The organism is Mycobacterium sp. (genome assembly GCF_032162105.1).
Taxonomy (GTDB): Bacteria; Actinomycetota; Actinomycetes; order Mycobacteriales; family Mycobacteriaceae; genus Mycobacterium.
Map to the genome: position 1 here is coordinate 1 of NZ_JAVRPS010000311.1, position 13,874 is coordinate 13,874.

General features: G+C 67.8%; 12 protein-coding genes and 6 pseudogenes. 11 read left to right on the top strand and 7 right to left on the bottom strand.

The genetic code is table 11. The features are described from left to right. A pseudogene (locus tag QOC69_RS16025) lies at positions 1-186 on the top strand (proteasome ATPase); the annotation flags it as partial. Here the strand turns inward: QOC69_RS16025 and QOC69_RS16030 are convergent. Further along, positions 183-1,359 (bottom strand): annotated as a pseudogene (locus tag QOC69_RS16030) (hypothetical protein). The pseudogenes QOC69_RS16025 and QOC69_RS16030 overlap by 4 nt on opposite strands. Before the next feature lie 20 nt (positions 1,360-1,379). On the opposite strand from QOC69_RS16030, the gene QOC69_RS16035 reads away from it, so the two are divergent. Next, positions 1,380-2,741, top strand: coding sequence for a sensor histidine kinase (locus QOC69_RS16035; RefSeq protein ID WP_526441222.1), 1,362 nt, complete (start codon positions 1,380-1,382; stop codon positions 2,739-2,741). Here QOC69_RS16035 and QOC69_RS16040 read toward each other — a convergent pair. The 3 genes from QOC69_RS16040 to QOC69_RS16050 are packed head-to-tail and all read right to left on the bottom strand — an operon-like array spanning position 2,723 to position 5,776. Further along, the gene (locus QOC69_RS16040; protein ID WP_526441225.1) at positions 2,723-3,412 is read right to left on the bottom strand and encodes a response regulator transcription factor; all 690 of its coding nucleotides are present in this window, start codon (positions 3,410-3,412) and stop codon (positions 2,723-2,725) included. The genes QOC69_RS16035 and QOC69_RS16040 overlap by 19 nt on opposite strands. Further along, a complete protein-coding gene (locus QOC69_RS16045; RefSeq protein ID WP_526441227.1) occupies positions 3,409-4,512 on the bottom strand; it encodes a hypothetical protein in 1,104 nt (367 codons plus the stop codon). The genes QOC69_RS16040 and QOC69_RS16045 overlap by 4 nt, the downstream gene beginning before the upstream one ends. 25 nt (positions 4,513-4,537) lie before the next feature. After that, positions 4,538-5,776, bottom strand: a complete 1,239-nt coding sequence (locus QOC69_RS16050) for a threonine/serine exporter family protein (RefSeq protein ID WP_526441229.1) — start codon at positions 5,774-5,776, stop codon at positions 4,538-4,540. A gap of 39 nt (positions 5,777-5,815) precedes the next feature. Here QOC69_RS16050 and dop point away from each other — a divergent pair, with 39 nt between their 5' ends. The 7 genes and pseudogenes from dop (at position 5,816) to QOC69_RS16085 (ending at position 10,252) form a co-directional block, all read left to right on the top strand. After that, the gene (dop, locus tag QOC69_RS16055) at positions 5,816-7,312 is read left to right on the top strand and encodes a depupylase/deamidase Dop (RefSeq protein WP_526441231.1); all 1,497 of its coding nucleotides are present in this window, start codon (positions 5,816-5,818) and stop codon (positions 7,310-7,312) included. Positions 7,313-7,407: 95 nt separating this feature from the next. Next, positions 7,408-7,602: a ubiquitin-like protein Pup gene (locus QOC69_RS16060; RefSeq protein ID WP_526441233.1), complete on the top strand. Its 195-nt coding sequence runs from the start codon at positions 7,408-7,410 to the stop codon at positions 7,600-7,602. Beyond that, positions 7,599-8,489, top strand: coding sequence for a proteasome subunit beta (gene prcB / locus QOC69_RS16065; RefSeq protein WP_526441235.1), 891 nt, complete (start codon positions 7,599-7,601; stop codon positions 8,487-8,489). Before QOC69_RS16060 ends, prcB begins: the two co-directional genes overlap by 4 nt. Beyond that, the gene (gene prcA, locus QOC69_RS16070; RefSeq protein WP_526441237.1) at positions 8,486-9,244 is read left to right on the top strand and encodes a proteasome subunit alpha; all 759 of its coding nucleotides are present in this window, start codon (positions 8,486-8,488) and stop codon (positions 9,242-9,244) included. Before prcB ends, prcA begins: the two co-directional genes overlap by 4 nt. A 62-nt stretch (positions 9,245-9,306) precedes the next feature. Then, positions 9,307-9,492 (top strand): annotated as a pseudogene (locus QOC69_RS16075) (DivIVA domain-containing protein); the annotation flags it as partial. A gap of 12 nt (positions 9,493-9,504) precedes the next feature. After that, a pseudogene (locus tag QOC69_RS16080) lies at positions 9,505-9,648 on the top strand (DivIVA domain-containing protein); the annotation flags it as partial. A 352-nt stretch (positions 9,649-10,000) separates the two neighbouring features. Further along, a complete protein-coding gene (locus QOC69_RS16085) occupies positions 10,001-10,252 on the top strand; it encodes a hypothetical protein (protein WP_526441245.1) in 252 nt (83 codons plus the stop codon). A gap of 186 nt (positions 10,253-10,438) precedes the next feature. Here the strand turns inward: QOC69_RS16085 and QOC69_RS16090 are convergent, their stop codons facing one another. Genes QOC69_RS16090 through QOC69_RS16100 form a run of 3 tightly spaced genes read right to left on the bottom strand, consistent with a single transcriptional unit; the run spans position 10,439 to position 12,848 of the window. Next, positions 10,439-11,002, bottom strand: coding sequence for an SDR family NAD(P)-dependent oxidoreductase (locus QOC69_RS16090; RefSeq protein ID WP_526441239.1), 564 nt, complete (start codon positions 11,000-11,002; stop codon positions 10,439-10,441). After that, on the bottom strand, positions 10,999-12,573 hold the full coding sequence (locus QOC69_RS16095; RefSeq protein ID WP_526441241.1) for an alpha/beta hydrolase: 1,575 nt from the start codon (positions 12,571-12,573) through the stop codon (positions 10,999-11,001). The genes QOC69_RS16090 and QOC69_RS16095 overlap by 4 nt, the downstream gene beginning before the upstream one ends. After that, positions 12,570-12,848, bottom strand: coding sequence for a DUF7162 family protein (locus tag QOC69_RS16100; RefSeq protein ID WP_526441243.1), 279 nt, complete (start codon positions 12,846-12,848; stop codon positions 12,570-12,572). Before QOC69_RS16100 ends, QOC69_RS16095 begins: the two co-directional genes overlap by 4 nt. 261 nt (positions 12,849-13,109) lie before the next feature. Between QOC69_RS16100 and QOC69_RS16105 the strand changes: the two are divergent. Next, positions 13,110-13,690: pseudogene (locus QOC69_RS16105) on the top strand (IS607 family transposase). After that, positions 13,687-13,874: pseudogene (locus QOC69_RS16110) on the top strand (IS607 family element RNA-guided endonuclease TnpB); the annotation flags it as partial. The pseudogenes QOC69_RS16105 and QOC69_RS16110, both read left to right, overlap by 4 nt.

Below are 13,874 nucleotides of genomic sequence, written 5' to 3' on the forward strand. Positions count from 1 at the left end.
GACTCGATCGTCGACGAGTTCGCCGAGAACGAGGACCTGCCCAACACCACGAATCCCGATGACTGGGCGCGTATCTCGGGCAAGAAGGGCGAACGGATCGTCTACATCCGCACGCTCGTCACCGGGAAGAGCAGCAGCGCCAGCCGTGCCATTGACACCGAATCGAACCTGGGGCAGTACCTCTAGACGGGCTTGCCGGATGCGTCGTGTTCCTCGAGGGCCAGGTACGCGTCGCGGCCTGCGAGGCTCACCGCCACGTCGGCGATCAGCGGGTCGAAGAAGCGTTGCCGGTACAGCGGGTCGACGCTGGTGCTGACGGTGAAGTAGAGGCCGGACAGCACGGCAACGATCAGCGACATGTGCACCACCGTCTGCGGCACCGGTATGTGAATGCCGAACCACGTTCCGGCGCAGGGGGTTGGCCCACCGCGCAGGTCTGCTCTGCCGACCACAGCACCGCGACGTCGTAGGGGACGGCGATCACGCCGAGCGCAAGGAAGAATGCGAACACGCCCGTGGTGAAGAACACCACCTGGATCGCTTGGGACACCACCATCACCGCGACGACGTTGAACTGTTCACCCCTCGACAGGGGAGTGCGGACCGGGTCGTGGTCGATGCATTCGGCCAGTGGCGTGCCGGCCAGCAGGTCTCTCGGATCGCTCCGCTCGGCTCGGTCGTCGCGCAGCGCGCGCACCTCGTCGCGGATGGTGGTCACCATGAAGAGCACTGCGATCAGGGCCAGAAATCCGATCACCTGCCACAACCGTTGCCGCGTCATCCTGGCGGCCAACTGCCATAGTTCGCCGGTGAAGAAGACCACCACGGTCAACATCAGCAGGGGCAGCGCGCGGCTCAACAGGGAACCCGCCGCACCGAGTTGTACCGAGGCGAACCGGAACGCCCACAAGGCGATCGAGCCGAAACCGATGTAGGTCAGCCAGATCGCGAGCAAGGTGATGAGCACGAAGATCGGCGCCTCCGCGGCAGCCGCGCCCGACCACCCGTCGACCGTCACCGGCGTGATCACCACGAAGATCGCCATCACCAGCAGGGCGGCGGTGCGGCGGCCTGCCTTGCCGAGTCTTGTTCCGCTGTGGTGGAGCAGATACAGCGCGAAGGGTGCGGCGGCTAGGACCGCGGCGATGACGCCCAAACGCACCGCGTAGCCGTAGTGAGGGTGTCACCGCTGACCTCTGCGAGCAGCATCGTCGTCGCGGTGAGCGCGCCGACGCCGCTGACCACCGGTGCGGACCGGACGATTAGGTCGCGGGAGCGGACCCGCCGGGTCAGGACCAGCGGCAGCCCACGACCAAGAAACCAGTCGTTGATCTGCTGCATGTCGGACACGGCTGACATTGTGGTGGACTTGTGCCGCTATGGCGAGGGGACGCACGTCGACATGGGGCATATCGGCCCGCTCGGCGTTCGTGGCGGCCAGCGTCGTGTTCGTCGTCCTCGGCATCGCGGGCGCGGGCTTGGCCACGGTGCTCTACCGCACGATGCTGTCGGGCGTCGACAGCGCCGCGGCCGTCCGGATCAGTGAGATCGCCGACGCCGTCCAGACCGCAGGGCCCGCCGGGGTGGAGCCGGCACTGCTGCAGACTGATCAGCGGGTCGTCGCCGTGCAGGTCATCACGGCGGACGGCAGCGTCGTGCGCCGGTCGGCGTCGGCGCCGGACGTCCCGCTGCTCCCACTCGTCGGCGTCAGTGGCGGGCCGCACATCGGAATGCCTGAGCAGACGTCGCCTTTCGGCCGGATCAGGTTCAGCGCGCTCACCGTGGACGCTCCCGACGGCCGTTACACCATCCTGGTTGGCGAGGGCAGCGCGACGATCGCCTCCACCGTGCGGACTGTGGTCGTCGTGCTGGCGTTGGCCGCGCCGTTCGTCATCGCCGTGTCCGGCGCCGCCACCTACCTTCTGGTCCGGCGCTCGATGAGGTCGGTGGACGAAATCCGTTCCCGCGTGGCCGACATCAGCGCCTCGGACCTCACCGAGCGGGTTCCGGTGCCAGACAGCCGCGACGAGATCGCGGCACTCGCAGTGACCATGAACGAGATGCTGGCCCGGATCGAGGCGGGCCATGCCGCCCAGAAGCGCTTCGTCGGCGACGCATCACACGAGCTGCGTAGCCCGTTGACCACGATCATCTCGGCGCTCGAGGTGGCGGTCACGCATCCCGAGCTGCTCGACGCGGACCTGGCCACTGGCACGCTGATCCCCGAGGCGCAACGGATGAAGACGCTCATCGACGATCTGATGCTGCTCGCCCGCGCCGACGAACGGGGCCTCACGGTGGCCGACGACGACGTCGACCTCGACGACCTCGCGTCCGCCGAGGTGGAACGACTGCGCCGCAAGACATCGCTCGACGTGCGCGCCGACATCAGCCCGGCCCGCCTCACCGGTGACGCCGAGGCACTGTCCCGGGTGCTGCGCAACCTACTCGACAACGCCGCCAGGCACGCCGCAGCGCGCGTCGAGGTGGACGTGCGTCCCGCGGACGGTTTCGTACTGGTCGACGTCGCCGACGACGGGCCGGGCATCCCGGCGGTCGACCGCTCACGGGTGTTCGACCGCTTCGTCAGGCTGGACCAGGACCGCTCGCGCGACACAGGGGGCACCGGCCTCGGCCTGGCGATCGTGCGGGAGATCGTGATGGCGCACGGCGGCACGGTGTCGATCGATGACCGCGTCGGCGGCGGAACGGTGGTCAGCCTTCAGCTGCCGTTGGCGTAGGCACCCGACTCGAGCCGGTAGCCGATCCCACGGACGGTCTGAATGGTGTTGGTGCCGAACGGAATGTCGATCTTGCGACGTACGTAGCCCACGTACACCTCGACCACGTTGTCGGCGCCCTCGTAGTGCGCGTCCCAGACGTTCTGCAGGATCTCGGTCTTGGTGACGACGGTGTCCTTGTTGCGCATCAGATACTCGAGCAGACCGTACTCGCGGGGCGTCAGCGAGATCGGCGACGCGTCCCGCTGGACGACCCGACGGGCGGGGTCCAGCGACAACGAGCCCGCCGTCAGGACCGGCGGTCGTTGCGGCGCGGAACGGCGCACCAGCGCTCGGAGCCGGGCCACCAGCACGAGGAAGGAGAACGGCTTGGTCATGTAGTCGTCGGCGCCAAGTTCGAAGGCGTCGGTCTGGTCGTACTCGCCGTCCTTGGCGGTCAGCATGAGCACCGGGGTCCAGACGTCCCGCGCACGCATGCGGCGCAGGACCTCGTAACCGCTCAGACCGGGCAGCATGATGTCGAGCACGATCACGTCGAAGTCGTTCTCGACCGCCTGCCGCAGCCCGTCGACACCGTTGGCCGATCCGGTGACCACGCAGCCCTCCGCGCGCAGACCGATCGCCAGGGTCGACGCGAGGAGGGGTTCGTCCTCGACTACCAGGACCTTCATGTCGGAGCTGATTCTTCCATTGGCGCGGCGGGTGGCAGGGTGTCGGCCCGGTATCGGTCGCGCGCCACCAGCGTCAGCTTGAGGTCATCGATCAGTGGGTCGAGGAACCGCGAGCGGTACTCGCCGTCGACGACGGCCCGGGCACTGACGTACATGAACGTCAGCGCGGCGAGGAAGAGGGCGACCTGGATCAGCGCCTGGGGCACGGGGATCGTCATGCCAAGCAGCGTCCCGTCGCTGGGGCCGTTGCGCGTCCACATCGCAAGGAGTTCCGGGCTGAGCACGATCAGACCGAGCACCAGGAAGATGCCAGCGGTGACGATGGCGACCATCAGGATCTGCGTGATCTGCGATGCCGCAAGCACGAAGACGACGTTGAGCCGCTCCAGCCGGGTCAGCCCGACCGATGCCGTCGCGGATTCCAGCGTCGGTTCGACTCGTTTGAGCAGGCTGGAGACGACGAATACGGCCGCGATCAGCAGCAGAAACGCCAGCGCCAGCCACAGCCGCTGGCGGCTGATCGTCGACGCCATGGCCCAGACGGGGGCGTTGAAGAACACCAACACGGTGAGCAGCACCACCGGTAGCGCACCGACCAACAGGTCGCCCACCGCCGCCAGCTGTGACAGCGTCAGCTTGGCCGCCCACCCGAGCACGGAGCCGATGCCGGAAGCGGTCAGCGCCAACACGATTGCGACGACCACGCCGGTGGTGATGAGGGCCTCGAGGTCGCGCTGGATCGCCGCGGATGCCACGCCAACGGCCACCGACACCGCTGCGCTGATCGCCTGCGCCCGGTTGGTCACCATCCGGGCCACGAGCCAACCGGCGAGAATCGCCAGCGGTATCGCGAGCGCGAGGAGCGCGAGCACGGCCCACTCCTTCGCGGTGGGTTCGCCGTCGACGTCGATCCTCGCCGAACCGGTCAACAGGTAGATGGCCGTCGTGCAGACCGCTATCGTGGCGAACCCCGCCAGCGCGGGCGCCGACCGAGGCCACACCGCCCGCAGCCGCGCGCGCTGCGTCACCACCGATGGCAGGCCGCGGTCGAGAAACCAGCGCTCGGCGGCGCGTCGCGCGGCTACTTCGGATGGGGTCATCGATGGCCTCCGCCAGGTCTCGCTGTCAATCGTGAAAGGCGCTCCGGTCGGGCGATGCCGTGAGCTGAACGGCCGCGCGCCACAGCAGGAGCCCCGTCTGCACGCCGATCGCAATGGACATCATCGAGATCAGCGTCGCGGTGAACACCGCGGTGCTGTGGGTGCCGAGGAGCTGCGTGATGCCCATGAAACCCAGTGACCCAGGAACCAGCAGCCAGAAGCCGGGCACCACCAGCGACATCGTCGGCGGTGTGGTGGGGCGGTGGGATATCGCCAGCGCGAACAGGATTAGCGCCAAGCCGCCGCCGAACCCGCTGGCGTAGCTGCCGAGAATTTCATTGCCGATCCACTGGCCCGCATAGGCGACGTACAGCATCACAACCATCCACGGCAGGAATTTCGCCGGGGGAGCGAAGTTCAGCCATATCCCGAGTCCGTAGACCAGCACCCCAAGGAACGGCGCCCACGGGCCGAGGTGGTTCAACTGCGTCGTGACGAGGTTGGCGTCGGCGACGCCCGCGACCTGTGCCGCGATGAGGATGCCGAACGCCAACTGAGCGATCTGCATGAAGCCTGCCACCAACCGGCTGGCGCCGGACACCACATGGTGAGTGGCGAGCTCGATGACCGCCAGCGTGATGGCGGCACCGGGGAGGAAGGTGGCCAGTGGCGCCGCGAGCGCGCGCAGGCTGTCGGTCCCGACGTGCCATCGGTTCTCGAAACTGAACACGATGAATGCGACCAGGAACGCGCACACGGTCGGGAGCATGTAGCCGATGGCCTCGATGCGACGCCCGATCACGCTCAGCCCGCCGACAAGCAGACCAAGGATCGCGGCACCGTAGAGACTCCACGGTGTCGGCTGCAGGATCAGTGCCAGCCCGACGCTCTGCACCGCGTAGCCGATAATTGTGATCCAAACCGGAAATCGCTTGTCCAGATTACGAATTCGGTCGAGTTCGGCCATGCCATCCGCAGGGCTGACCGTTCCCGACGGTGCCTGCGCCACCAACGTGGCCAACGGGAAGGACTGGTCGTAGCGCACATTGAAATCAGGGTTGGCGATGTAGATGCCCTCGCCCGAGGCGCTGCCGACCTGCACGTAGTTGGGAAGCGCCAGGAACTCGTGGTCGAGGCCGTACGCGCGAGCTGTCTGCTCCATCACCCGGTGCACCATCGTGACCGGATAGTTCGCCGCGGCCATCGCAGCGCCGAGCGCGGCCACGAACCGCGGCGCGGCTACATCGGGTTGCTCGGACGGCACGGTCGCAGGCTACTGCGGGACGTCGCCTAGGCTGACCATATGCAACGGATCATCGGAACCGAGGTCGAGTACGGCATCTCCTCGCCGTCCGATCCGACCGCGAATCCGATCCTCACGTCGACCCAGGCTGTGCTGGCATACGCGGCCGCCGCGGGGATCCAGCGCGCCAAGCGCACCCGGTGGGACTACGAGGTGGAATCGCCGCTGCGTGACGCGCGCGGATTCGATCTGAGCAGGGCGACGGGCCCGCCGCCGGTCGTCGACGCCGACGAGGTCGGTGCGGCCAACATGATCCTCACCAACGGGGCGCGGCTGTACGTCGACCACGCCCATCCGGAGTACTCGGCGCCCGAGGTCACCGACCCGATGGACGCCGTGATCTGGGACAAGGCAGGCGAACGCGTCATGGAGGCCGCCGCCCGCCACGTCGCCAGCGTGCCCGGTGCCGCCAAGCTGCAGCTGTACAAGAACAACGTCGACGGCAAGGGCGCCTCGTACGGCTCGCACGAGAACTACCTGATGTCGCGCCAGACCCCGTTCTCCGCGATCATCGCCGGTCTGACGCCGTTCCTGGTGTCGCGCCAGGTGATCACCGGGTCCGGCCGGGTCGGCATCGGCCCCGGGGGCGACGAGCCCGGTTTCCAGTTGACGCAGCGCGCGGACTACATCGAGGTCGAGGTCGGCCTGGAGACCACCCTGAAGCGCGGCATCATCAACACCCGCGACGAGCCGCATGCCGACGCCGACAAGTACCGGCGACTGCACGTCATCATCGGCGACGCCAACCTCGCGGAGACGTCGACCTACCTCAAGGTCGGCACCACCTCGCTGGTGCTCGACCTCATCGAGGAGGGTTTCGACCTCGCCGACCTGGCGCTGGCCCGGCCGGTGCACGCCGTTCACGTGGTGAGCCGGGACCCGTCGCTGCGTGCCACGGTAGCCCTCGCAGACGGCCGCGAGCTGACCGCGCTTGCGCTGCAACGCATCTACCTCGACCGGGTGGCCAAGCTCGTCGACTCCCGTGACCCGGATCCGAAGGCCGCGCAGGTCGTCGAGACCTGGGCAGGAGTGCTCGACCTGCTCGAGCGCGATCCGATGGAATGCGCCGAGATCCTCGACTGGCCCGCCAAGCTGCGGCTGCTGGAGGGATTCCGGCGTCGGGAGAACCTGGGCTGGTCAGCGCCCCGCCTGCACCTCGTCGACCTGCAGTACTCCGACGTCCGGCTGGACAAGGGCCTCTACAACCGCCTGGTGGCGCGCGGCTCGATGAAGCGGCTCGTCACCGAACAACAGGTGCTCGATGCGGTCGACAACCCGCCAACCGACACGCGCGCGTACTTCCGTGGCGAATGCCTGCGGCGGTTCGGCGCGGACATCGCCGCGGCCAGTTGGGACTCGGTGATCTTCGACCTTGGCGGCGACTCGCTGGTGCGGATTCCCACGCTGGAACCCCTGCGGGGAAGCAAGGCACACGTCGGTGCGTTGCTCGATTCGGTCCACAGCGCCGCGGAACTCGTGGAACAGCTCACGAACTGACGCTCCAGGCGATCCCAGGCAATTCGGCCCTCGAACGGTAGTGTGGAGTAGAACCGGCGGGCTGCGAGCCCGCCGATGACGAGCAGGAGGCAGCGATGGCTCAGGAGCAGACCAAGCGTGACGGTGGTGGCGGCGATGACGACGATCCCACCGACACCACTGCGGCTGGCCAGGAGCGTCGCGAGAAGCTCACCGAGGAGACCGACGATCTGCTCGACGAGATCGACGACGTCCTCGAGGAGAACGCCGAGGACTTCGTGCGGGCATACGTCCAAAAGGGCGGACAGTGACCTGGCCGCATAGCGACAAGCTGGCCTTCAATCAATCGATTTCCCGAGCCTCCGCCATGGACTCCTCGTCCTTCTCGGAGATGCTGCGCCGGCAGGCTCCGCATCTGCTCCCGGCGGGCAGCACCGTCGGGTCCGATGGCGTGCCGCCGAGCCCGACGAACGCGCTGCCGCACGGCACCACGATCGTCGCCCTGAAGTTTCCCGGCGGCGTGCTGATCGCCGGTGACCGCCGGTCGACGCAGGGCAACATGATCGCGGGCCGCGACGTCCAGAAGGTGTACGTCACGGACGACTACACGGCCACCGGCATCGCAGGGACGGCCGCGATCGCCGTCGAGTTCGCCCGGCTGTACGCGGTCGAGCTGGAGCACTACGAGAAGCTCGAGGGCGTGCCGCTGACGTTCGCAGGCAAGGTGAACCGGTTGGCCATCATGGTGCGCGGTAACCTCGCGGCGGCGCTGCAGGGTTTCATCGCGTTGCCGCTGCTGGTGGGTTACGACCTCGACGACCCCGACCTACAGGGCGCGGGACGGATCGTGTCATTCGATGCTGCTGGCGGCTGGAACATCGAGGAGGAGGGCTACCAGTCGGTCGGTTCTGGCTCGATCTTCGCGAAGTCGTCGATGAAGAAGCTGTACGGCCGCGTGGTTGACGCTGAGTCCGCGCTGCGGGTGGCCGTCGAAGCGCTCTATGACGCGGCGGACGACGACTCGGCCACCGGCGGTCCCGACCTGGTCCGCGGCATCTATCCAACGGCCGTGGTCATCGCCGTCGAGGGTGCCGCGGAGATCGCCGAGGCCCGCATCGCCGAGTTGGCTCGCGAGGTCATCGAAAGCCGTTCGCGCGCTGACACGTCCGGCCCGCACGACGGGAAGGCCGAGCTGTGAGCTTCCCGTACTTCATCTCACCAGAACAGGCGATGCGTGAACGCAGCGAGCTCGCGCGCAAGGGCATCGCCAGGGGTCGCAGCGTGGTGGCACTGGGCTACGCCGGTGGCGTGCTGTTCGTCGCCGAGAACCCGTCGCGGTCGCTGCAGAAGGTCAGCGAGCTGTACGACCGGGTTGGTTTCGCCGCAGTCGGCCGGTTCAACGAGTTCGACAACCTGCGCCGCGGCGGTATCCAGTTCGCCGACACCCGCGGATATGCCTATGCCCGGCGGGACGTCACCGGACGCCAGCTCGCGAACGTGTACGCACAGACGCTCGGCACCATCTTCACCGAGCAGGCCAAGCCGTACGAGGTCGAATTGTGCGTGGCCGAGGTCGCCCACTTCGGCGAGACCAAAACGCCTGAGCTCTATCGGATCACCTACGACGGGTCGATCAACGACGAGCCGGAGTTCGTCGTGATGGGCGGAACCACCGAGCCGATCATCACCGCGCTCAAGGAGTCCTACACCGAGAACGCCAGCCTGTCCGAAGCGGTGAAAATCGCGGTGGATGCGCTACGGGTCGGCATCGCCAGCAGCAACGGCTCGACTCCCGCTACTGAACTGCGGACACTGGACGTGTCGACGATGGAGGTGGCCATCCTCGACGCGAGCCGGCCGCGGCGAGCCTTCCGCCGGATCACCGGTTCGGCGCTGGAAGCGCTTCTGCCGGCGGTGGAGTCGGAGCCCAAGCCGGAATCGGACGCCCACTAGTACGGCGGGCTTCGGTCTGCGAATTTCCGAACTCGCTGCTTGCGCGGTGGGACCATTTGCTGATGGACCACGACGACCCGGAGAAGCGCATCTCCGAACTCGAACGTCGGCTGGCTGACCCGCGCGCGGTCGGCAACCCCGGGGACAACCAGTTCCCATTCGCGTCAGCGCAGGTCCACAACGTGGCCTTCTCCGACGCATCCCGCGGCCGCGGTTACCACCGAGACGAGGTCGACGCATTTGTCGACCGCGTTGAGGCAATGCTGCGAGATCCGACGGCACGGGGTGGTGTTTATCCAGCGGATCTTGACGATGTGGCGTTCTCCAAGCCGCCCATTGGAAAGCTGGGTTACAGCGAAGCCGAGGTCGATAGGTTTCTGGACCGCGTCAAGGCTGACCTGAGCGGCCGCGTACCGGGCCAGGGGCCGAAGCAACCGGGCCAGGGCCCGGAGGAACCCATCCGCTGTCTGCTCTATCGGTACGCCAGTTCGGACCAGCAAACACCGGTCCTCGCGATCGACGTGGGCAAGGATGCGCTCCGCGTGGTCGACCTGAACGGCAATGCCCTCATCGCCTCGGTATCGGTTGCGGAGGTGACCGCACAACCGGCGCAATACAGCGGGATTCCCGTGCTGATCGTGGACGGACCCGGTTTGGAAACCTTGACCATCATCCCGCACCCACCACCGGGTCAATGGCGCACGTCGCCCAAGTCGAAGAAAGCCCGCTTACCTTGTCGTAGAGGCGGAATGGCTCGTGCTTGCCGAGAAATTCGGCTTGGCCTCGGATCTGGTCGACGAACGGGGGCCGCAGACCTTCCTCGAACACGTTGGCCGCTTCACCGAGGAGTTCGGGACGCGCGCCCCCACAAGCTGGCGAACGCCTCTGGTGTTGGGGGTGATACTCGTGGTGCCCGGGTGCGTTTACTGGCTCCCCGTCCCCCTCCTCATCGGCGTTCTCTGCCTCATCGTGGCGGCGGTTGCGTGGCGTCTCAAGTGGGAGATTTGACCCCGTTCACGACACGAAAACCTCTGCGGCTCAGGCAACCAGGGTGTTGACCACAGCCTCCGGCTCCGTCCGGTCCCGGTACAACCGCCAGAGCTGATCCGCCAACTCGTCCGGGTTGAGAGTGGACACCGACACGTTCCCGAACAGATCCGGTTGCTTGAGCAGCGCCCGATGGAGGTCGCCCCGCTAGATGAGCCCGCCGATGGTCAACGTGCCCGGGTAGATCCCGGCCGGCGCCAACGCGGCATGCAACGTCACCGCGTAGTTGCGCAATGCCGCCGAGGCCAGGGCCAGGCCGCCAAGCGGTGGCATCGGGACGACACTGCTCAGACCGCCTGCGAAGAGCAGTCCGCCATTGCCGCGTTCGCTCAGTTCGGGGAGGAGCAGCGAGGCGAAGTCCACCGCGGGCACGACGCCGACCAGGGCAGCCTCGGCACCCGCCACATCGAGGGCGGTGATGTCGGCCAACGGAGCGGTGGCGGCGGGTCCGTAGTAACCCACGTCGATGCGGCCGAAATGTGCGCGGGCGGCGCAGACTGCCTGGTGAAGGGCTGCCGAGTCCGCCGCGTCGGCGACGAATGCGGCGGCCTCCACGCCGGCGTCGTGAAGCGAGCGGAGGTACTCGTCGTGGCGCGCGGCGGAGCGGGAGATGAGGCCGACGGCGTATCCCTCGGAGCCGAAGCGGTGAGCCACCGACATGCCGAGGCCGGGGCCGACTCTAGCCCCGGGCGGCTGGCCGTCGATGATCATCCCGCGACCCGAATGTGCTCCCGGTCGCCGGTGATGACGGCCAGGATGGTGCGCCACGAATCGGAGTCTGGACGGTCGATGACGTCGGTGTGTGCCCGCGGTCCTGCCATCGGCCTGCCGTCGTCGTAATGTCCGGTGGCCAAACGGATCACACCAGGCATCTCGTCGGGATCGGCGCCGTGCGGTCCGCCCGGCAGGCCCTGGACGAGTTCGATGACGTCGCCTGGCGCGGTCATGGAGAACCGCAGGACGTCCGGGTTGCGGTTGTGCCAGTCACCGGGATCGTCGACGCCCACCCCTGCGCCTGCGGCGGCGAGGTACAGCGTGCGGTCGGCCGTCAGGCCCAGCGCCTCGGCGGTGCCGAGGATGGACCCGCCGTAGGAATGGCCGACGTAGGTCACGGCCACCTGCCTGCCGGTCGCGTCGACCGTGCGGTCGACGTCGGCGCTGAACGCCGCGAGTCTCGGCGCCATCTCCAGCGCGAAGTGGGGATCGGCGGCCTCGGCGAGAGACGTCACCAGATTCGTGCCATGCGGGAACGGGCCGCCGAGGTAGGTAATGGCCGCCACTTCGCCGTGGCTCGCCGCAACGAAGCGCCTTGCGGTTTCGGTGTCGGCGGCCGACCCCCCGATCGTCGTGTTCATGCCGGGCACCAGCACCGCGACGCTCTTGGCCGTATCCAGGTTCCCGTTGAACTCGACCAGAGTGGACCGGGCCGGGTCGAACGCCAGGATCCGTCGGTCGACGCGGTGCCCACCACCAGCCGGGTCGTCGACCTCGCGCAGGAGATCCTGGTAGAAGGCGATGCGCCGCTTGGCATCTGGATCAGAACCGGTCTCGTCGACGATCGCCTGCGCGATGTTGATCCGGTTGGCGGCGGCCCGCATGTCCCACGGCACCCCTTCGGTGTTGCCGACCTGTCGTGGGAAGCCGTCGATCAGCTCGGCGCGTTGTTCTGCCGTCATCGCCGCGATCTGGCCGGCGATCCGCTCTTGGCTCATCGACGGCCAGGCGGCGGGTGCCGTCGGTGCGGCGCCTGCCGGCGTTGACGCGAATGCCTCGTCGATGTCGTGTGCCGCATCGAGGTCGGCGCCGTCAAGCGCTTCCAGCGCGTCGGTGATCTCGCGGGTCAACTCGGCGGCGCGCAGCGCGAGCAGTTGGCGTGCCACGCCGGCGTCGCCGCCGGACATGGCGATCAGCAGCGGCGGGGGAGCCGACGGCGACACGGTGCCGTCGTCGCCAACCTCGAACCCCGCCGCGCGAGCCTCGTCCACCATCGCCGCCGCATCGGCTTGGGCCAAGGCGAGCTGGTCGGCGCCGTCGCGGGCCGTGACGGCGGCTGTGACCAGTGCCCGCGCCAGTGCGGCGCCGTCGGCGGACAACGTTGCGGCGCTGTCACGGGCGGCGTCTGCGGCCTGGCCGGTCCAGAAGGTGCTGCTGCCGTTGACGACTCGCACCGCAGCGCCGACGTGCGCCTGCAGGTCACGCGCGGCCCGATCCCACCCGTCGGCCAGTTCGTGCAGGGAGTCCGGCCGCCACGCCTGCGCCTGTGTGACGGTCGGACGGGTCATGGCCGTTCGAAACGGGCGGCGCCCCTGCCGTCGGCCCGCTCGAACGCATCGGCCGACATGTGTGCCGCGACCGCCCAGCCACGCATGTTGGCGACGACGTCGTCGAGCTTCGCGGCGATCAGGTCGGGCGCGGCGATGCGGCCGACGGCCGACCCCCGCAATTCGTCGGCGTCCAGCGCCGGCCAACGCATTTCGGCCAGCCCGTCGGCCGCCGACATGACTTGATCGGCGATCGCGCGTAGTTGGACCAGGTCGACTTCGGTATTCGCTCCCATGCCTCACCGTGGCAGGTCAGCAGGCAGGCCTGCTCGATTCATCCACAGGCAGGTCGTTGCGCTTGACCCAGAACGCCGAGCCCACCCGACGTACGTCAGCCAAAGGCCCATCACTGTCAGCAGCAGGAAGCAGATCCGCGCAGCCACCAGCAGTCCCGGGCTGGACAGGGTATCGCCCGCACCTGTTTCGATCGCCGAGGGGTTACGAACTGTTGCGTGTTGAGTGTATTTGAGTGTGCGTAAGTGTGTTGAGTTGATGTTGTGAATCTGGCGGATGGGGCGGAGTCGGTTGGGGTGAACCGACATACGGCTTATCGCTGGTTTCGGGAAGGGACGCTGCTGGTGCCCGCGGAGGGGGTGGGCCGGCTGATTCTGGTGCGCACGGCGCCGGCCGGTGATGGCGCGGCCGGTGGTGGGGTATGCGCGGGTGTGCAGCCTTGATCAGCGCGCCGATTTGGATCGCCGGGTGTCGCGGTTGACGGTGTGGGCGACTGACCAGGATCTGACAGTGCGGCAGGTCGTGGTGCAGGTGGGGTTGGGTCTCAATGGCAAACGCCCGAAAATTGGGCCCGGTCTTGTCGGACCCGGATGCGAAGGTGATCGTTGTGGAGCATCGCGACCGGTTGGCCTGTGTCGGGGTGGAGCATGTGGAGGCTGCGTTGTCTGCGCAGGGCAGCCGGATCGTGGTCGCCGGTCCCGGGGAGAGGACCGATGATCTGGTGGGCGACGTCATCGACGTCCTCCCCTCGATGTGTGCCCGGTTGTATTGCCGGCACGGGGCGCGGAACCTGGCGATGCGCGTGCTGGCGGCCACCGAACATGGATCGGGCGAGGCGCCGTGATCGTCGGGATGCGTACCCGGGGTCGGGCCGCCAAGATCGCCGCGGCCACCGGCGGAGCGCATCTTGCCGGTAAGCCCAAACCCGATGGCACACCGTCGTTGTCGCGGTATGTGGATGTGGGTGCCGATTTCGAGGCGCACCGTGCCGCGGTGGAGTCGGTGTCGGTGCTGTTCGACCTGTTTGA